General features: G+C 66.4%; 15 protein-coding genes. 2 read left to right on the top strand and 13 right to left on the bottom strand.

Translation table 11 applies throughout. The features are described 5' to 3' along the window. Positions 1 to 32 precede the first annotated feature (32 nt). Positions 33 to 1118, bottom strand: coding sequence for a 5-(carboxyamino)imidazole ribonucleotide synthase (locus N5C91_RS19790; protein WP_279831421.1), 1086 nt, complete (start codon positions 1116 to 1118; stop codon positions 33 to 35). Between the two features lie 8 nt (positions 1119 to 1126). Continuing rightward, positions 1127 to 1618, bottom strand: a complete 492-nt coding sequence (gene purE / locus N5C91_RS19785) for a 5-(carboxyamino)imidazole ribonucleotide mutase (protein ID WP_024766741.1) — start codon at positions 1616 to 1618, stop codon at positions 1127 to 1129. 317 nt (positions 1619 to 1935) lie between these two features. On the opposite strand from purE, the gene adhP reads away from it, so the two are divergent. Then, on the top strand, positions 1936 to 2970 hold the full coding sequence (gene adhP / locus N5C91_RS19780) for an alcohol dehydrogenase AdhP (RefSeq protein ID WP_279831420.1): 1035 nt from the start codon (positions 1936 to 1938) through the stop codon (positions 2968 to 2970). Between the two features lie 126 nt (positions 2971 to 3096). Here the strand turns inward: adhP and N5C91_RS19775 are convergent, their stop codons facing one another. From N5C91_RS19775 to N5C91_RS19760, 4 genes are all read right to left on the bottom strand, one after another. Next, complete coding sequence (locus tag N5C91_RS19775; protein ID WP_279831418.1) at positions 3097 to 5523, bottom strand: TonB-dependent receptor; 2427 nt, start codon at positions 5521 to 5523, stop codon at positions 3097 to 3099. A 113-nt stretch (positions 5524 to 5636) separates the two neighbouring features. Continuing rightward, a complete protein-coding gene (locus tag N5C91_RS19770) occupies positions 5637 to 6641 on the bottom strand; it encodes a FecR family protein (RefSeq protein WP_279831417.1) in 1005 nt (334 codons plus the stop codon). Next, on the bottom strand, positions 6638 to 7225 hold the full coding sequence (locus N5C91_RS19765) for a sigma-70 family RNA polymerase sigma factor (protein WP_279831416.1): 588 nt from the start codon (positions 7223 to 7225) through the stop codon (positions 6638 to 6640). Before N5C91_RS19765 ends, N5C91_RS19770 begins: the two co-directional genes overlap by 4 nt. 113 nt (positions 7226 to 7338) lie before the next feature. Continuing rightward, the gene (locus tag N5C91_RS19760) at positions 7339 to 8253 is read right to left on the bottom strand and encodes a LysR substrate-binding domain-containing protein (RefSeq protein WP_024766745.1); all 915 of its coding nucleotides are present in this window, start codon (positions 8251 to 8253) and stop codon (positions 7339 to 7341) included. A gap of 211 nt (positions 8254 to 8464) precedes the next feature. Between N5C91_RS19760 and N5C91_RS19755 the strand changes: the two genes are divergently transcribed. Next, positions 8465 to 9889 carry an aspartate ammonia-lyase gene (locus tag N5C91_RS19755; RefSeq protein WP_045214106.1) on the top strand — a complete coding sequence of 475 codons (1425 nt, stop codon included), beginning with the start codon at positions 8465 to 8467 and terminating at the stop codon, positions 9887 to 9889. 734 nt (positions 9890 to 10623) lie between these two features. Here the strand turns inward: N5C91_RS19755 and N5C91_RS19750 are convergent. The 7 genes from N5C91_RS19750 to N5C91_RS19720 form a co-directional block, all read right to left on the bottom strand. Continuing rightward, complete coding sequence (locus tag N5C91_RS19750) at positions 10624 to 10920, bottom strand: cell division protein ZapA (RefSeq protein WP_236173758.1); 297 nt, start codon at positions 10918 to 10920, stop codon at positions 10624 to 10626. Next, a complete protein-coding gene (locus tag N5C91_RS19745) occupies positions 10917 to 11147 on the bottom strand; it encodes a hypothetical protein (RefSeq protein ID WP_236173757.1) in 231 nt (76 codons plus the stop codon). Before N5C91_RS19745 ends, N5C91_RS19750 begins: the two co-directional genes overlap by 4 nt. A gap of 256 nt (positions 11148 to 11403) precedes the next feature. Beyond that, complete coding sequence (locus N5C91_RS19740) at positions 11404 to 12180, bottom strand: electron transfer flavoprotein subunit beta (protein ID WP_279831413.1); 777 nt, start codon at positions 12178 to 12180, stop codon at positions 11404 to 11406. Between the two features lie 162 nt (positions 12181 to 12342). Next, the gene (locus N5C91_RS19735; RefSeq protein WP_279831411.1) at positions 12343 to 13578 is read right to left on the bottom strand and encodes an electron transfer flavoprotein subunit alpha/FixB family protein; all 1236 of its coding nucleotides are present in this window, start codon (positions 13576 to 13578) and stop codon (positions 12343 to 12345) included. Positions 13579 to 13693: 115 nt separating this feature from the next. Continuing rightward, positions 13694 to 15664, bottom strand: a complete 1971-nt coding sequence (gene dgcB, locus N5C91_RS19730) for a dimethylglycine demethylation protein DgcB (protein ID WP_279831442.1) — start codon at positions 15662 to 15664, stop codon at positions 13694 to 13696. A 127-nt stretch (positions 15665 to 15791) separates the two neighbouring features. Further along, positions 15792 to 17867, bottom strand: coding sequence for a dimethylglycine demethylation protein DgcA (gene dgcA / locus N5C91_RS19725; RefSeq protein ID WP_236173751.1), 2076 nt, complete (start codon positions 17865 to 17867; stop codon positions 15792 to 15794). Positions 17868 to 17961: 94 nt separating this feature from the next. Next, positions 17962 to 18492 (bottom strand): DUF5943 domain-containing protein, encoded by a 531-nt coding sequence (locus N5C91_RS19720; protein WP_236173749.1) that lies wholly within the window; start codon positions 18490 to 18492, stop codon positions 17962 to 17964. Positions 18493 to 18615: the final 123 nt, after the last annotated feature.

Below are 18615 nucleotides of genomic sequence, written 5' to 3'. Positions count from 1 at the left end.
TTGACGCGGCTTCTTTCAGAGCATCGTAACGGTCAGCCCTTGGCGATCAACGCCTCGACCTCGGCAATGCGCGCCGTCAGGGTCGGCAGGTCGGCGCTGCGCAGGGTGGCATGGCCAACCTTGCGCCCGGCCTTGAAGGCCTTGCCGTAGTGGTGCAGATGGCAGTCGGCGATGTTCAGCACATCCGCCACCGGCGGGACTTCGCCGATGAAGTTGAGCATGGCGCTCTCGCCCACTTTCGCCGTCGAGCCCAGCGGCAAGCCGGCGATGGCGCGCACGTGGTTCTCGAACTGGCTGCACTCGGAGCCTTCGATGGTCCAGTGGCCGGAGTTGTGCACGCGCGGGGCGATCTCGTTGGCCTTCAGGCCGCCGTCGACCTCGAAGAACTCGAAAGCCATCACGCCCACATACTGCAGCTTGTCCAGCACGCGGCCGACGTAGTCTTCGGCCAACGCCTGCAGCGGGTGCTCGGTGCTCGCCACGGACAGGCGCAGGATGCCGTTCTCGTGGGTGTTGTGCACCAGCGGGTAGAAGCGCGTTTCGCCGTCGCGGGCACGCACCGACACCAGCGACACTTCGCCGGTGAAGGGCACGAAGCCTTCGAGGATGCAGGGCACGCTGCCCAGTTCGGCGAAGGCACCGGTGACGTCCTCGGGCTTGCGCAGGACCTTCTGGCCCTTGCCGTCATAGCCCAGGGTGCGGGTCTTCATCACCGCCGGCAGGCCGATGCTGGCCACCGCGGCATCGAGGTCGGCCTGGGACTGCACGTCGGCGAAGGCCGGGGTCGGAATCCCCAGGTCCTTGAACATGGACTTCTCGAACCAGCGGTCGCGGGCGATGCGCAGCGACTCGGCGTTCGGATAGACCGGCACGAACTGCGAGAGGAAGGCCACGGTCTCGGCCGGCACGCTCTCGAACTCGAAGGTCACCAGGTCGACCTGGTCGGCCAGTTGGCGCAGATGGTCCTGGTCGCTGTAGTCAGCGCGGATGTGCTCGCCCAGGGCTTGCGCGCAGGCGTCCGGCGCCGGGTCGAGGAAAGCGAAGTTCATGCCCAGCGGGGTGCCCGCCAGGGACAGCATGCGGCCCAGCTGGCCGCCACCGATGACACCGATCTTCATGGTCGTACTCAGGCCTCGCGCGGATCGGGATTGTCCAGCACCGTCTCGGTCTGGGTGGCGCGGAACTGCTTCAGCGCCTCGTGGTATTTGGGGTACTTGGCGCCCAGGATGCTGGCGGACAGCAGTGCGGCGTTGGTCGCGCCGGCCTTGCCGATGGCCAGGGTGGCGACCGGGACGCCCGCAGGCATCTGCACGATGGACAGCAGCGAATCGACGCCCGAGAGCATGGAGGATTGCACCGGCACGCCGAGGACCGGCAGGTGGGTCTTGGCGGCGCACATGCCCGGCAGGTGGGCGGCACCGCCGGCGCCGGCGATGATCACTTCGATGCCGCGGCCGTCGGCCTCTTCGGCGTACTGGAACAGCAGGTCCGGAGTACGGTGGGCGGAAACCACCTTCACTTCATACGGAATGCCGAGCTTGTCCAGCATGTCTGCGGTGTGGCTCAGGGTGCTCCAGTCGGATTTCGAACCCATGATCACGCCAACCAGTGCGCTCATCGTCGTGCCTCTCTCAAGTGCGCTCTTGGCGCGTCAGAAACCAACAAGCCACGACTCCGTGAGGGCGTGGCTTGTACGTGGCCAAACCGGCGGGCAGTGCCGGCTTGAAGGCGGCGCAGTATACCGCAAAGGGCACGCTGGCGTGCACTGCCCGTGACCGTTGGTCCCGATTTCGTCATTCCGGGGGGCGCAGGGGTGTTGGCGACTTCGGAAAAGCTTGCCACAGCTCAAGATGGCCTAGGCTCAGAGGCTCAGACTCGTCTGACCCGAGCCTGCCCGGACTGGGCAGGCACCTCATCCTTCAAGGAGCGAGCGCAATGTCCACGACCCTGCCCACGACCATGAAAGCCGCCGTCGTCCACGCCTTTGGCCAGCCGCTGCGGATCGAGGAAGTCAAAGTCCCGCTGCCCGGCCCCGGGCAGATCCTGGTGAAGATCGAGGCTTCCGGCGTCTGCCACACCGACCTGCACGCCGCCGAGGGCGACTGGCCGGTGAAACCCAGCCTGCCCTTCATCCCCGGCCACGAGGGCGTCGGCTTCGTCGCCGCGGTCGGCGCTGGCGTCACCCGCGTGAAGGAAGGCGACCGCGTCGGCGTGCCCTGGCTGTACACCGCCTGCGGTTGCTGCGAACACTGCCTGACCGGTTGGGAAACGCTCTGCGAGAGCCAGCAGAACACCGGTTACTCGGTGAACGGCGGCTACGCCGAATACGTACTGGCGGACCCGAACTACGTCGGCATCCTGCCCAAGGAAGTCAGCTTCCTCGAAATCGCGCCGATCCTCTGCGCGGGCGTCACCGTCTACAAGGGCCTGAAGGAAACCGGGGCACGCCCCGGCCAGTGGGTAGCGATTTCCGGCATCGGCGGCCTCGGCCATGTGGCCGTGCAGTACGCCAAGGCCATGGGCTTGCACGTGGTAGCGGTGGACGTGGATGACGCCAAGCTGGAGCTGGCCACGCGCCTGGGCGCCAGCCTGACCATCAACGCGAAGAAGGAGGATCCGGTCGAGGTGGTCCAGCGCGATATCGGCGGCGCCCACGGCGTGCTGGTCACGGCGGTGTCCAACAGCGCCTTCGGCCAGGGCATCGGCATGGCTCGCCGGGGCGGCAGCGTATCGCTGGTCGGTCTGCCACCGGGCGACTTCCCCACGCCGATCTTCGACGTGGTGCTCAAGGGCCTGCACATCACCGGCTCCATCGTCGGCACCCGCGCCGACCTGCAGGAAGCCCTGGACTTCGCTGGCGAAGGCCTGGTGAAAGCCACCGTCGCCTCCGGCAAGCTGGATGACATCAACAGCATCCTCGATCGCATGCGCGCCGGGCAGATCGAAGGGCGGATCGTCGTCAAGATGTAAGCGCCGTTCCAAACACCAAGCTCTGCGTAGGATGGCTTGGAGCGCAGCGATACCCATCGATCGCGATGCAGACAGCATGGGTATCGCTGCGCTCCACCCATCCTACAAAAGCATCCGGCCTCGGCCTCAGAACTCCACAGTGGTCGAGATCTCGAACTGCCGTGGCTCGCCGACTGCGACGTAGAGGTTGTTCGCCGCCGACGGGTAGTAGGTGCGGTCGAACAGGTTCTTCACGTTGAACTGGAAGCCGACGTTATGGCCACCCAGTTTCGTGTCATAGCTGGCGAAGGCATCGGTCACGGTGTAGGACGGCAATTCGAAGGAATTGGACGGATCGCCCGCACGCTTGCCGACGTAGCGCGGCCCACCGCCCAGGCGCAGGTTGTCGCCGCCGAAGATCGAACCAGCGTCGTAAACCGCCGCCAGCGAAGCGGTCTGCTTGGCCACGTTCTGCAGGCGGTTGCCTTCCAGCACCGGGTCTTCGGTCACTTCGGCATCCAGCCAGGCGTAGCTGCCGATCAGGCTCCACTGCTCGGTCAATTGACCAGTGACGTCCAGCTCCGCACCGTAGGAACGCACCTTGCCGGCGGTACTGACGCGGCTGTCGCCGTTGCTGTCGAGCTGGGTGACCATCACGTTGCGCTTGCGAATGTCGAAGAAGGCCAGGTTGGCGGTGACGCGGCCGGGGATGTCGAGCTTGCCGCCAATCTCCCAGGAGGTCGCCTCTTCCGGCTGGATCGCCGAGTCGATCACCTCGCCCGTGGACAGCGGCGCGATGGTGGAGTTGGGCTTGAACGACTGGGTGTAGCTGCCATACAGCGACATCTCGTCGTTGATCTTGTAGATCACCCCGGCGCGCGGTACCCACTTCTGTCCGCTGATATCGGTGTTGGCCTTGAACGGCCGGCCGCGCCCGGCGTACTGGTCGTACATCTGGTAGCGCCCGCCGGCGACCAGGATCCAGTGTTCGTCCAGGTGCCAGGAATCCTGCAGGAATAACGAGTCGCTGCGCAGCTTGTCGGTCTGGTCGCTGTCGCCGGGGCTGACCGCGGTGGCCGGAGAAATCTGCCCGTACACCGGATCGAGGTAGTTGAAGGTGGTGTTCTTGGTGTCGCGGATCAGGTCGGCGCGGTAGATCTTGCGCTTCTCGCTGTCGATGCCGAAGGTCACTTCATGACGGAAGCCGCCCAGTTGCAGGTCGCCGTTCAGCCCGGCGGTGGCGAAGCTGTCGCTGCTCACCGCGCCGCGGGTGGCGTCGGTGCGGCGGGTCAGGGTGCCGTTGCTGTTGACCTTGGTGACGCGGGCCTGGTTGTCATCATAGGTCTCGCGGGTCCAGCCGTAGGCGAAATGCGCCTTCCAGGCATCGTCGATGCGGTGCTCGACGTCCAGGCGGGTCAGGTCGGAGCGGCCTTCGGTGATGTTGAAGGGCTCGTCCAGGCGGCGCGTGCGCGGAATATCCAGCGGCTTGTTGGTGCGCGGGTCGATGGCGGTGCCACGGTCGAACGGCGTCTTGAACTCGCGGTGCTCGTAGCTGAGGTTCACCGTGGTGTCCTCGCCGAACCAGGCCAGCGACGGCGCGACGAGGGTCTCGCGCTGCTGGCCGAAATTGCGCCAGTAGTTCTCGTCCTGGTGATCGACGATCAGCCGGTAGGCCAGGTTGGTCTCGCCCAGTGGGCCGGTGGTATCGATCTGCGCGCCGCTGCCCTGCTTGCCGTGGGCGTAGGTCGAGCCGCGCAGGGTGACGGCGTTGTACTGCTGCAGCTGCGGCTTCTTGCTCACCACGTTGACGATGCCGCCCGGGTCCTGGATGCCGTACAGCAGCGAGGCCGGACCCTTGAGCACTTCGACGTGGTCGGCGGTGGCGGTGAGGTTGCGGCCCAGCACCGAGGGCAGGCCGTCACGCATGATCGAGCCGTCGCGGTTATCGCCGAAGCCGCGCTTCATCACCGCGTCCTGGGTACCGCCGAGGGTGTTGGCCTGGGTGATACCGCTGATGTTGCCAAGGGCGTCGTCGAGGTTGCGCGGCTTCTGGTCGCGCAGCGCCTGGGCCGGGACCGTGACGATGCTTTGCGGAGTTTCCAGCACCGGCGTGTCGGTGCGGCCGATGGAAGCCACCGGAGCCGGTTGGTAACTGGTCGACGCCGCCTGGCCGGTGACGGTGGTTTCGGTCAGGCTCAGGGTGTCGGCCGGCACGCGCTCCAGGGTCAGGGTGCGGCCATCGAGGGCGCGGAAGCGGTAACCGGAGCCCGCAAGCAGGCGATTCAGCGCGTCGTTGGCGCTTAGCTGGCCGGCAACCGCCGGGGCACCGAGGTCATAGGGCGCCTCGTCGGTGTAGACCACGCTCAGGCCGGTCACCCGACTGAACTCGCTGAGCGCCTGGGGCAACGGCTGTGAGGCGATGGCGAAACCGAAGCGCGCCTGCAGGGCAGCGCCGTCAGCGGCATTCTCGGCCCGCGCAGAGGGAGCCTGCACGGTGACCAGGGCAGCGCCGAGCACGACGGCGGTCAGGGGCTTAAGGGACAATTCGGAAACAGCGCGGCGCAGCGGGATCATCGGGGCTCTCTTGCTCGAAGGTCGGACTACACATGCGAATAAATCGCATTCATGACCACTACACGGAGCAGCCGCCGCAGTACCTCACCCCTTTTTCGAAAAAATCTTCGCCCTCAGCGAATCAGCACGAAGCGACCGAGCAGAGGCTGCTGATGGAAGCCCACCACTGCCTGCAGGGAATCCAGCGCCGCCTGTGGATCGGCGCTGCGGAAACTGCCGCTGACCCGGCGCTGCGCCAGCTCGCTGTCCAGCAGCACGATGCGCCCAGGGTAGTATGCGCCCAGGCGCTCCAGCACCTCGCCCAGCGGCGCGCGGTAGAAGGTCAGCCAGCCCTGGCGCCAGGCCAGCGCGGCCTGGGCATCGGCGGGCTGCGCCTCACCGAGCCTCGTGCCATTGATGCTGACCCGTTCGCCAGCGCCCAGCACCACTTCCGGCATGCCGACGGCATGGCTGCCACGCACCGAAACGCGGCCTTCGGCGACGGTGACGCCGGTCTCCTCGCCCACGCGGCGGACTTCGAACTCGGTGCCGAGCACCCGCGCCTCGCCCTCGCCGGCACGCACCACGAAGGGTTTGGGCAGGTGCTTCACGGCGAAGGAAGCGGCGCCGCGCAGCAACTCGACGCGACGTTGCTCGCCGTCCAATGAAACGGCAACAGCGCTGTCGGCATCCAGGGTCAGGCGCGAGCCGTCGTCCAGGGTGATCTCGCGCACTTCGCCCGGTGCGCTGACGTAGTCGGCGGCAAGGTCCGTCAGCCAATTGTCCGGCTTCCACCAGCCGCCGGCCCAGAGCATCAGCAGCAGGCAGGCGGCGCTGGCCAGCGGGTAGGCCCAGCGCCTGTGATTGCTCTGCGCGCGGTGCGGTGCCGGGCGCTCCATTGCGGCGAGATAGGCGCCCAACGCATCCCCCTCCGCCGCCGCCAACCGTTGCGCCGGCAGGGCACTGGCCTCCCAGAGCGCATCGATTTCGGCGTAGGCGCGGGCATGTTGCGGATCAGCCGACAGCCACGCCCGGAAGGCCCCCAGCCACGCGTCGCCGCCGGCGTCGTTCAGGCGCAGCAGCCACTGGCGCGCCTGACGCTGGGCGTCCTCGGGCGAGGTGGCGATTTCGGGCTTCATCGGTCGGCGGCTCCACGGCGATCTGCCGGCGCGGCGGGCTCAAGGCTCGCCTTGCAGGCATCGAGGGCGCGCATCATATGTTTTTCCACGGCGCTCTGGGAAAGCCCCATGGCCGTGGCGATCTCGCCATAGGTGCGGCCGTGCACGCGGCTGAGCAGGAAGATATGGCGGGTGCGTTCGGGCAACTGGCGCAGGGCGTCTTCGATGAGGTCCAGCTCGGCGCCGGCCTGGACCGCCTGCTCGGGCGAAGGTTGCGCATCGTCTTCATCGGGAAGCAGCGCACTCAGGGTCCGCCCGCGCGAATCTTCGCCGCGCAGGTGATCGATAGCCAGGTTGCGCGCACTGCGCAGCAGGTAGCTGCCGAGCTCTTCCACCGGTGCCTGCGGGCGCTTCCAGAAGCGCAGGAACAGGTCCTGCACCAGGTCCGCCGCCGTGGCCCGGCAGCCGACGCGACGTCGTACCAAGGCTTCCATGCGCGAACGCTGGGAAAGGAACACCCGCAGGAAATCCTCGCGCGGCAATGCCTCGGCGGGCGCCGGGGCGTCCGCGGCGCGGGAGTCGGCCGGGCGGTCGGAATGGGACATCGGGGCTGCAGGCTCGCCAGCGGTCCGCACCGAAGCCGGTGCGAGGGGAAGACCCTGGAAAGCCGCAAATGATAATGCTTATCAAATAAACGGAATAGCCCCGGCTGTCTGCCTCAAGGCGTCTCGTCCAGCCCCAGGCCGCCTTCGAGCTTGCGCCAGAGCAGACGAATCTGCGCCTTGCGCACCAGGGCGCAACGGTACAGACGGATTTCCTGCGGGACGATCCAGTGCGGACCGCCGCACAGCGCCAGTTCGCCGCGCGCCAGCTCCGACTCCATGCTCAGGCGCGGCACCCAGGCCACGCCCATGCCTTGCAGCGCCATGCTTTTCAGGCTGTCGGCCATCGCCGTTTCATAGACAGTGGTGTAGCGCAGGTTGCGCTGGCGCAGCAGCAGGTTGACCCCGCGACCGAGGAAGGCACCGGCACTGTAGGCCAGCAACGGCACGCTCTGGCCGCTGTCGAGATCGAAGAGCGGCACGCCAGCGGAGTTCACCGCGCACACCGGCAGCATCTCGGTACGCCCCAGGTGCAGCGAGGGGAACACTTCCGGGTCCATCTGCAACGCGGCATCCGGATCATAGAAGGCCATCATCAGGTCGCAGCCGCCTTCGCGCAGCAGGTGCACCGCCTCGCCGACGTTGGTCGCCACCAGGCGGCTGGCGATGTTCAGGCCTTCCGAGCGCAGCCGGGAAATCCACGCGGGGAAGAAGCCCAGCGCCAGCGAGTGCGCGGCGGCGAACTGCAGCACCTCGCCCTGCCCGCCTTCCAGGTGGTGCAGGTGGCGCACCACCTGGCCGAGCTGCTCGACCACTGCGCGAGCGGTGACCAGGAACAGTTGGCCCGCTTCGGTCAGCTCGATGGGCGTGCGCTGGCGGTTCACCAGGGTCAGGCCGAGGGCGTCCTCCAGGCTGCGGATACGCCGGCTGAAGGCCGGCTGGGTGACGAAGCGCTTTTCAGCGGCCTGGGAAAAACTGCGGGTGGTGGCCAGGGTGCTGAAGTCTTCCAGCCATTTGGTCTCGAGGTTCACGTCAACTCCAACGCGTTCACACGTTGATCGATTGGTCAGGAGCCGGGCGCGCGTAGCACAGTCACACGCTCGCCGTCATCAATTCGTCACAGGGTACATTATGCCGTTCGTGCATGAGGCAGCCTTTAACAGCATTGGCCGACGAAAGGCGAAATCCCTAGTCTACCGGGCATCGCGGCACTGGCCGTGTTTCCCTGAGACAATCCCCGTCATGTCCCCTGTTGCATCGTTCCGCATCGAGAAAGACCTCCTCGGCACCCTCGAAGTACCTTCTGACGCCTACTTCGGCATCCAGACCCTGCGCGCTGTGAACAACTTCCGCCTCTCGGGCGTGCCGCTGTCGCACTACCCGAAACTGGTCGTAGGCCTGGCGATGGTCAAACAGGCGGCTGCCGATGCCAACCACCAGCTTGGCCATCTGTCGAACGAGAAGCACGCTGCCATCAGCGAAGCCTGTGCCCGCCTGATCCGCGGTGACTTCCACGACCAGTTCGTGGTGGACATGATCCAGGGTGGCGCCGGTACTTCCACCAACATGAACGCGAACGAAGTGATCGCGAACATCGCACTGGAAGCCATGGGCCACACCAAGGGTGAGTACAAGTACCTGCACCCGAACAACGACGTGAACATGGCGCAGTCGACCAACGACGCGTACCCGACCGCCATCCGCCTGGGTCTGCTGCTCGGCCACGACACCCTGCTGGCCAGCCTCGACAGCCTGATCCAGGCCTTCGCCGCCAAGGGCGTCGAGTTCGCCGGCGTACTGAAGATGGGCCGTACCCAGCTGCAGGACGCGGTACCGATGACCCTCGGCCAGGAATTCCACGCCTTCGCCACCACCCTGGGCGAAGACCTCGACCGCCTGCGTCGCCTGGCGCCGGAACTGCTGACCGAAGTGAACCTCGGCGGCACCGCGATCGGCACCGGTATCAACGCCGACCCCGGCTACCAGAAGCTGGCCGTCGAGCGCCTGGCGGAAATCAGCGGCCACCCGGTCGTCCCGGCTGCCGACCTGATCGAAGCCACCTCCGACATGGGCGCCTTCGTGCTGTTCTCCGGCATGCTCAAACGCACTGCGGTCAAGCTGTCGAAGATCTGCAACGACCTGCGCCTGCTGTCCAGCGGCCCGCGTACCGGCATCAACGAGATCAACCTGCCGCCGCGCCAGCCGGGCAGCTCGATCATGCCGGGCAAGGTCAACCCGGTGATCCCGGAGGCGGTGAACATGTGCGCCTTCGAAATCATGGGCAACGACCTGGCGCTGACCATCGCGGCCGAAGGCGGCCAGCTGCAGCTGAACGTGATGGAACCGCTGATCGCCTACAAGATCTTCGACTCGATCCGCCTGCTCCAGCGCGCCATGGACATGCTGCGCGAGCATTGCATCACCGGCATCACCGCCAACGTCGAGCGCTGCCACCAGTTGGTGGAGCACAGCATCGGCCTGGTCACCGCGCTGAACCCGTACATCGGCTACGAGAACTCCACCCGCATCGCCAAGACTGCGCTGGAAACCGGCCGTGGCGTACTGGAGCTGGTTCGCGAGGAGAAGCTGCTGGACGAAGCCACCCTGGCCGACATCCTGCTGCCGGAAAACATGATCGCCCCGCGCCTGATTCCGCTGCGCGCCTGATCATCCGCCCGGCGCGAGCCGGGCACGTCTCACCGGTTGAGGGGGAGTATTCCTCCCTCACCTTTCAGGGATTGGTTACCCCCAGTCCCTTCTTTTATACCCGGCGCCGCGGGTTTACCCGAGGTGCCACGTCTCACCGGTTGAGGGGCCTCTTGGCCCACTCTCCTTTAGAAGGGACACCGCTTACCCCGGTGTCCCTATTTTTTTGCCTGAAATCCGGGCACGGCGGAAAACATGGCGGACGGAAGTCCGCACCTGCGCAGGTTCAGGTTTCGCAGGAGCAACTGTCTTCTCTGGATAGTCCGTCGCTGCGTCTTCCCCTTCACCCGCAGGGAAAGGGCAGTCCGAGCCGACTGACGCAAAGGTTTCATCCTGCACCGGCCGGTCCCCTCTCCCCTTCGGAGAGGGCCAGGGTGAGGGATGGCCCAAGCGCGGAGGCATCTCCCAGGAGCGGACTCCTCCCGCGACTGGCATGAGTCGCACGGGACCGTAGGGCGCATATCCGCTTGCGGTGATCCGCCAGTTCCGTGCCAGGCACAGTGGCGGATAACGCTGCGCATTATTCGCCCTACAAAACACGTTCCTGGAATTCCAGTCGGGGCGGGGTGGCTTCTGTAGGAGCGAGGGGGACGCCATCGTCATTGCTCGCGAACATGATCTCCCTCCCGGCAATATCGGCGCAGGAGGGGTTCGCGAGCAAGCTCGCTCCTGCAAAAAGCAGGCGGTGCGGTCGATCAATCCTGCCGTTGCAGGTGATCGAGAATCCGGCGGTTGAGGGCGGCGATACGCTCGACGGCGTCCGCCTCGTCGCACTCCTCCTCCTGGCCGCCGAGCTGGCGGGCGCAGAGGTTGAGCGCGGAGAGCACCATCAGCTCATTGCTGGTGACGTAGGGGAATTTCTTCTTGCTGGCGGTGATTTCCGCCTGCAACAGCGCGGCCGCGTCCTGCAGCCGGCGCTCTTCACCGGCCGGCGCCCGGACGCTGTATTCGCGTCCGAGGATGCGCAGGACGCGGACGCCGTCGCCACTCATGCGCTGGCGCGGCTGTCGCTGACGCGGCGGATCAGCGCCTGCAGGCGGGTGGCTGTGGCGTTGTGCTTCTCTTCCTGCTCCATCAGGGACAGCTGCAGGCTGTCGTTTTCCTCACGGGCCTTGAGTAGCTCTTCACGCACAGCGGCGTTGTCCTGCACCAGCACTTCATTCTGCTGCAGCAGTTCGGCGACCAGCTGTTCAAGTTGTTCGAGGGTGGAATCAAGCATGGGAGCCTCCGCAAAGCCTTTCAAAGGGTGCGGAGGATAAAGAAAGGGGCGCGGCGGGGCCAGCAAAAACGCGGGTCTTCTGACAAGCCGTATACCGTCAATTCAATGGCTTACGAGATAATTCTCGTGTCATTTCAATAATTTCCGGCCACCAGCGGAGTTTTGACCAGCCAATCGCGGACAAAGTCCGCTCCTACGGCAAATTCCGAGCGTAGGAGCGGACTCCGTCCGCGATCGGTTCCGGGCCGCTCCCTGTTCAAACGCGAATCACGCCTTCCTCGCGCAGCAGCTTGAAGATCGCCTCCGCACCTGCCTCGGGCGAGACGTCCTTGAGCACCTGCCCGGTACCGCCGGAAGCCTTGGCGGTAGCGGCCTTCATGCGTTCGGCGCCGGTCTTCGCCTTGATCACCTTCAGCCGCTTGGGACGCGGGCGCGCCGGTTGCAGATTGCCTTCGGCGAGCAGCGGGTCGTCCACCACCTCCACTTCGTGGGCTTCCAGGTAGCCGCGGCGGGCCGGGCCAAAAGCGCTCTGCCGGGCCACCGGCGCCGCATTGTCGACGCTGGCGACGAAGGGCAGGCGCACCTTCAAACGACGGCGCTGGCCGCGCGGCAATGCCTGCAGGACCTGGGCGCTGCCGCCTTCGACCTTCTCCACTTCCGCCAGGCCGACCACCAGCGGCCAGCCGAGACGCTCGGCGAGCAGGAAGGGCAACATGCCGGAGCCTTCACCGGTTTCCGCCTGGGTGCCAGTGAGCACCAGTTGCACATCGCTGTCGCCCAGGTAGGCGGCCAGGGCTGGCAGGGCGTCGGCGCCAGCGGGCTGCTCCAGCACCGCCAACTCATCCAGGCCCATGCCGAGGTAACCGCGCAACGCTTCTTCCCCGGCGTCGCCGGCATGCACCACGCGCAGGCGCTTCCCGGCGAGGCCCAAGCCCAGTTCCACCGCGCGGGCATCCTGGTCGGCGCGCCGCGCACGGCCGGAGGCGGGATGGGCGCCGATGGAGACCAGGGCAACGATGTTCAGGTCGTTCATGCTGCAATCTCGACGTAGGGCGAATAGCGCGCAGCGTTATCCGCCGATTTGGCCGTGATGGCGGATAAAGCCTTCGGCTTTATCCGCCCTACGAACGCGATATGGTCCAGCGCCACACACCGCTCTTGCCTGAAGCTTATGGCTTGGGGCTTGTCGCTGCTCTTATGCCGCATCGCGCGCCGCTCCGTTGCGATGGGCTTCGGCCAGGGCCATCAGCGCCTTGAGGATCGCCGTGGAATCACCGATCACCGAGAGATCGGCGCGCTTGATCATGTCGCAGCCCGGGTCCATGTTGATCGCCACCACCTTGTCGCAGGAGCCGATGCCCTGCAGGTGCTGGATCGCGCCGGAAATGCCGACGGCGAGATAGACCCGCGCGGTGACCCAGGTGCCGGTGGCGCCAACCTGGCGCGCACGCGGCATGTGGCCGTCGTCGACCGCCACGCGGGACGCGCCTTCGGTGGCGCCGAGGGCGACGGCGGCGCGGTGGAACAGCGCCCAGTCCTTCACGCCGTTGCCGCCGGAGAGGATGAACTCCGCCTCGGCCATGGGAATCTGCGCCGGGTCCACCGCCACCGGGCCGAGGTCCTCGATGCGCGGCAGGTTGCGCGCAACGCTGCTTTCCAGTTCCACGGCACGAGCCTCGTGGCGCGTCTCACTGACCGGCTCGGCGCACTCGGCGGCGGCCAGGATCAGGCGCGGCAGCTCGCGGTGCAGGTCCTGCTGGCCGGTACCGGCACGGCCGACGCAACGTTCGCCCTCGGCCTGCCAGACGCGGGTGGCCGGGCGTTCGCCCAGGCTCGCGGCCAAGCGGCGGCCCAGTTCGCCGCCACCGCTGCGGCTGTCAGGCAGCAACCAGTGGCGCGGGGTGAACTGGCTGTTGGCCGAGCGCAGCGCCAGCACCCGTTGCTCCGGGGCATAGCCTTCGTATTCGTTGCCTTCGATCTGCAGCAGGCGGTCCACGCCGGCGGCGTCGAAGGCGCTTTCCTTGTGCTCGCCGAACACCACGGCCAGCACCGCTCCGTCGCTGCCGGCGAGCTTGCGGGCCAGGCCCAGCAGGTCGCGGTCGTGGCTGGAGAGGCGGCCGCCGACCATGTCCGGCACCACGGCGATCAGGAAGGCCGGCTGCTCGATGGTCACCAGCGGCAGCTGCACCACTTCCGGCGCGCTGCTGCGCTTGCCGCCTGCCGTGCCTTGCTGGCCACCGGAGCGGTCGATGCGCTTGACGCCATTGGGGCCGATGAAGCCGACGGCGTGGGGATTCTTGCGCACCACACCGTTCGGGCCCATCCAGCGGGTTTCGCCGCCCTGTGCCGATTGCATGGCCGCGTGCAGCGGATGCAGGCGATTGCGGGCGATCCACTCGGCGCGTGGGTCGCGGCGGAGGATGTCGCTCATGCTCGATGCTCCAGGCTGGTGTAGGGCGAATAACGCGCAGCGTTATCCGCCGAAGCGGCCGACGCGGCGGATAAAGCCTTCGGCTTCATGCGCCCTACGGGGCTAGGCAGGACGTTCACAGGTGCACCTCCACCGCTTCTTCACGGCGCGCCAGCGAGGGCTTTTTTGCCGGCACCTCGGTGGCCTCGATGAGGACCTCGGCAACCAGTTCGGCGATGTCCTTGATCTCCGGGCGCGGCGCGACCACGCCTTCGAGCATGGCGGTGCATTGCGGGCAGCCCACGGCCACCAGCTCGGCGCCGGTTTCCTTGATGTCGACCATGCGCATGTCGGGAATCCGCTGCTTGCCGGGGATGTCGGTGATCGGCGCGCCGCCGCCACCGCCGCAGCAGCGCGAACGGAAGCCGGAACGTTGCATCTCCTTGACCTCGATGCCGATGGCCTTGAGCACGGCGCGCGGGGCTTCGTACTCGCCGTTGTAGCGACCGAGGTAGCACGGGTCGTGGTAGGTCACGCTGGCGGCCTTGCTCTGGCCGAGGTTCAGCGCGCCCTTCTGCACCAGTTCATCGATGAAGGTCGTGTGGTGCAGCACCTGGTAGTTGCCGCCCAGCGCGCCGTATTCGTTCTTCAGTACGTGGAAGCTGTGCGGGTCGCAGCTGACGATGCGCTTGAAGCGGTACTTGGCCAGAGTGGCGATGTTGCGTTGGGCCAGGGTCTGGAAGGTCGCTTCGTCGCCCAGTCGGCGGGCCACATCGCCGCTGTCGCGCTCCTCCAGGCCGAGCACGGCGAAGTCGACATTGGCGGCCTTGAGAATCTTCACGAAGGCACGCAGGGTGCGCTGGTTGCGCATGTCGAAGGCGCCGTCGCCGACCCAGAACAGCACATCGGCCTGCTGCTTGTCGGCCAGCAGCGGCAGGTTCAGGTCCGCCGCCCAGTTCAGCCGCCCGCCGGGAGCGAAGCCGCCGGGGTTGTCGGTGGCGATAAGGTTTTCCAGCACCTCGGCCCCCTTGTTCGGGGTCGCGCCCTTTTCCAGGGTGAGGTGGCGGCGCATGTCGACGATGGCGTCGACGTGCTCGATCATCATCGGGCACTCCTCGACGCAGGCGCGGCAGGTGGTGCAGGACCAGAGGGTCTCGGCATCCACCAGTGCCTTGCCGTCCAGCGCGACGATCGGCTGGTGCGGGCCGCCGCTGTGTTCGCCCAGTGGTTTGCCGGGATACGGGCTGCCGGCGAAGTTGGCGTCACTGCCACCGGCCAGGCCGATGACCATGTCCTGGATGAGCTTCTTCGGGTTCAGCGGCTGGCCGGCGGCGAAGGCCGGGCACATGGCTTCGCACTTGCCGCACTGCACGCAGGCGTCGAAGCCGAGCAACTGGTTCCAGGTGAAATCGGTGGGTTTCTCGACGCCCAGCGGCGCCATCGGGTCCTGCAGGTCCAGCGGCTTGAGGCCGGTGGAGCGGCCACCGCCGAAGCGCTCCGAACGGCGGTGCCAGGCCAGGTGCAGGGCACCGGCGAAGGCGTGCTTCATCGGCCCGCCCCAGGTCATGCCGAAGAACAGCTCGGACACGCCCCAGGCCACGCCGACGGCAAGGATCGCCGCGAGAAACCAGCCGCCGAAGCCTTCCGGCAGGATGCCGGCCACCGGCAGGGTGGCGATGAAGAAGCTCGCCGAGAACATCAGCAGGCTTTTCGGCAGGCGCATCCACGGGCCTTTCGACAGGCGCGACGGCGGGTCGAGGCGGCGCTTGGCGACGAACAGCGCACCGCAGAACATCAGCGCGGTGGCCGCCAGCAGGGCGAATCCGAGGATGCGACTGTGCAGGCCAAAACCATGCACGAGGATGGCCAGCAGCGCGGCCAGCACGAAGCCGCCGGCGGTGGCCACGTGGGTCTTCGACATGTACTTGTCGCGCTCGACCACGTGGTGCAGGTCCACCAGGTAACGGCGCGGCATCTTCAGCAGGCCGCCGATCCAGTCGACCTGCGCGGGCCGGCCACGGCGCCACATCGCGAAGCGCTTCACGGCACCCAGCACGGCGAGGCCGAGGGCGGCGAAGAGCAGGATGGGGAGGATGATATTGAGCATTGTCATTGGTCTCCTCGCAGGGACCGGAGTCGGTGCGGGACGACCGTAGGATGGGTGGAGCGCAGCGATACCCATGCTGCCTCGACTATCGATGGGTATCGCAGGCTCCACCCATCCTACGGGGGCGTTAGAAGTCCTTGCACAGTCGCAGCGCGTCGTAGATCGCCGCATGGGTGTTGCGCTGGGCCACGCAGTCGCCGATGCGGAACAGCAGGTAACCGTCGCCCCCGCTGTTGTCATCAAGAGCACTGAGGCACGGCTGCGGCTTGATCGCGAACAGTGCCTCGACGTCGATCTGGCCCTTGTTGCGCGAGCCCTGCTTGAGCGCGTAGTACAGGCTCTCGTCCGGGCGCACGCCGTTCTCGACGACGATCTGGTCGACCACTCGCTCCTCTTTCGCGCCGGTGTATTCGTTTTCCAGCACCGCTACCAGCTTGTCGCCCTCGCGGTAGACCTTCTCCAGCATCAGGTCGCCGGTCATGATCACTTCCTTGGGGTACATGCTGCGGTAGTAGGTCGGGAACGTGGTGCCGCCGATGGCGACGCCGGGCTTGATGTCGTCGGTGACGATCTCGACCTGGGCGCCCTTGTCGGCAAGGAAGTCCGCCACCGACATGCCGCTGAACTCGCAGATGGTGTCGTAGACCAGCACGTTCTTGCCCGGCGCGACCTTGCCGTCGAGCACGTCCCAGCTGCTGACCACCAGCCCGTCGGCGGCGCCCCAGTGTTCGTTCTGCTCGAGGAACGGATGGCCGCCGTTGGCCAGCACCACCACGTCGGGGCGCAGGTCCATGATGGTGTCGGCATCCGCGCCAGTGCCCAGGCGCAGGTCGACGTTCAGCCGCGCCAGCTCCAGCTGGTACCAGCGGGTGATGCCGGCGATCTGGTCGCGCTGCGGGGCCTTGGAGGCAGTGGTGATCTGCCCGCCAAGCTGGTCCTTCTTCTCGAACAGGGTGACGTCGTGGCCGCGTTCGGCAGCGACGCGTGCGGCTTCCATGCCGGCCGGACCACCGCCGACAACCACCACCTTGCGCTTCACGCCTGTGGTCTTCTCGATGATGTGCGGCACGCCCATGTATTCACGGGAGGTGGCGGCGTTCTGGATGCACAGCACGTCCAGGCCCTGGTACTGGCGGTCGATGCAGTAGTTGGCGCCGACGCACTGCTTGATCTGGTCGATCTGGCCCATCTTGATCTTGGCGATCAGGTGCGGGTCGGCGATGTGCGCGCGGGTCATGCCGACCATGTCCACGTAGCCGCCTTCGAGGATGCGCGTGGCCTGGTTCGGGTCCTTGATGTTCTGCGCGTGCAGCACCGGTACGTTGACCACTTCCTTGATGCCGGCCGCCAGGTGCAGGAACGGCTCCGGCGGGTAGGTCATGTTCGGAATGACGTTGGCCAGGGTGTTGTGGGTGTCGCAACCCGAGCCGACCACGCCGATGAAGTCGATCATGCCGGTGTCGCTGTAGTACTTGGCGATCTGCTTCATGTCGTCGTGGGTGAGGCCGTCCGGGTGGAACTCGTCACCGCAGATGCGCATGCCGACGCAGAAGTCGTCGCCCACCTCGGCACGCACGGCCTTGAGCACTTCCAGGCCGAACTTCATGCGGCCCTCGAAGCTGCCGCCCCATTCGTCGGTGCGCTTGTTGACCCGCGGGCTCCAGAACTGGTCGATCATGTGCTGGTGCACCGCGGACAGCTCGACGCCGTCCAGCCCACCGGCCTTGGCGCGGCGCGCGGCTTGCGCGTAGTTGCCGATCACCCGCCAGATCTCTTCCGGCTCGATGGTCTTGCAGGTGGCGCGGTGCACCGGTTCGCGGATACCCGAGGGCGACATCAGGGTCGGCCAGTTGAAACCGTCCCAGCGCGAGCGGCGGCCCATGTGGGTAATCTGGATCATGATCTTGGCGCCATGCTTGTGCATGGCATCGGCGAGGTTCTGGAAGTGCGGGATGATGCGGTCGGTGGAGAGGTTCACCGAACTCCACCATTCCTGCGGGCTGTCGATGGCGACCACGGAGGAACCGCCGCAGATGGCCAGGCCGATACCGCCCTTGGCCTTCTCCTCGTAGTACTTCACGTAGCGCTCGGTGGTCATGCCGCCGTCGGTGGCATACACCTCGGCGTGAGCGGTGGAGAGCACGCGGTTGCGGATGGTCAGCTTGCCGATCTGGATCGGCTGGAACATAGACTCGAAAGCCATTGCGGCATCCTCACGGGATCAGAGGTTTCTTGTTGTCTGGCGGCTACGCAAGCCACTGTTCGCGAGCAAGCTCGCTCCTACAAGGAGCGCAGGGTCAGAGAGGTTTGACGACGAACAGGCCATCGTCGTGGCCTTCCTCGGCGCCGCTGTAGACCTGCTCGGCCACGGTGCGGATGGCGCTGCCGCGGGCCTGGAGAATCTGGTCCATGGCGCCGGCGAACCAGCCGGTGAACATGTAGTCGACCTTGCGGTTGACCTTGCCGTAGACGTAGACGAAGGCCGAGTGCTTCAGGCGCACCTGGGCAGTGCCGGCGTCGAGGTCGATCTGCTCGATCTGGAACAGCCCCCAGCCACGCTGGGACAGGCGCTTCATGTAGTGCTCGAAGACTTCCACGCCGACCAGCCCGTGGCACTCGGCTTCCTTCTCGCACCAGTGCCAGGCGGACTTGTAGCCGGCCTTGTAGAGGATTTCGGCATAACGCTCGGCGCCCAGCTCTTCCTCGATGCCCATATGGTTGTTGACGAAGAAATGCCGCGGCACGTAGAGCATCGGCAGGGCATCGGTGGTCCAGACGCCGGTTTCGCTGTCGACTTCGATGGGCAGTTCGGGGGCATGTTTGGCCATGGGGTTTCGCTCCAATTCTTTTGGCTCCCTCTCCCTTGGGGAGAGGGTTGGGGTGAGGAGTTCACGGGTGAGCGCCGGCAGCCCTCACCCCTGCCCTCTCCCAGAGGGAGAGGGGGAAAGGCG

The sequence above is a fragment of the Pseudomonas sp. GD03903 genome (genome assembly GCF_029840045.1).
Lineage (GTDB): Bacteria > Pseudomonadota > Gammaproteobacteria > Pseudomonadales > Pseudomonadaceae > Pseudomonas > Pseudomonas pseudonitroreducens.
This window is presented reverse-complemented; position numbering and strand designations above follow the sequence as displayed.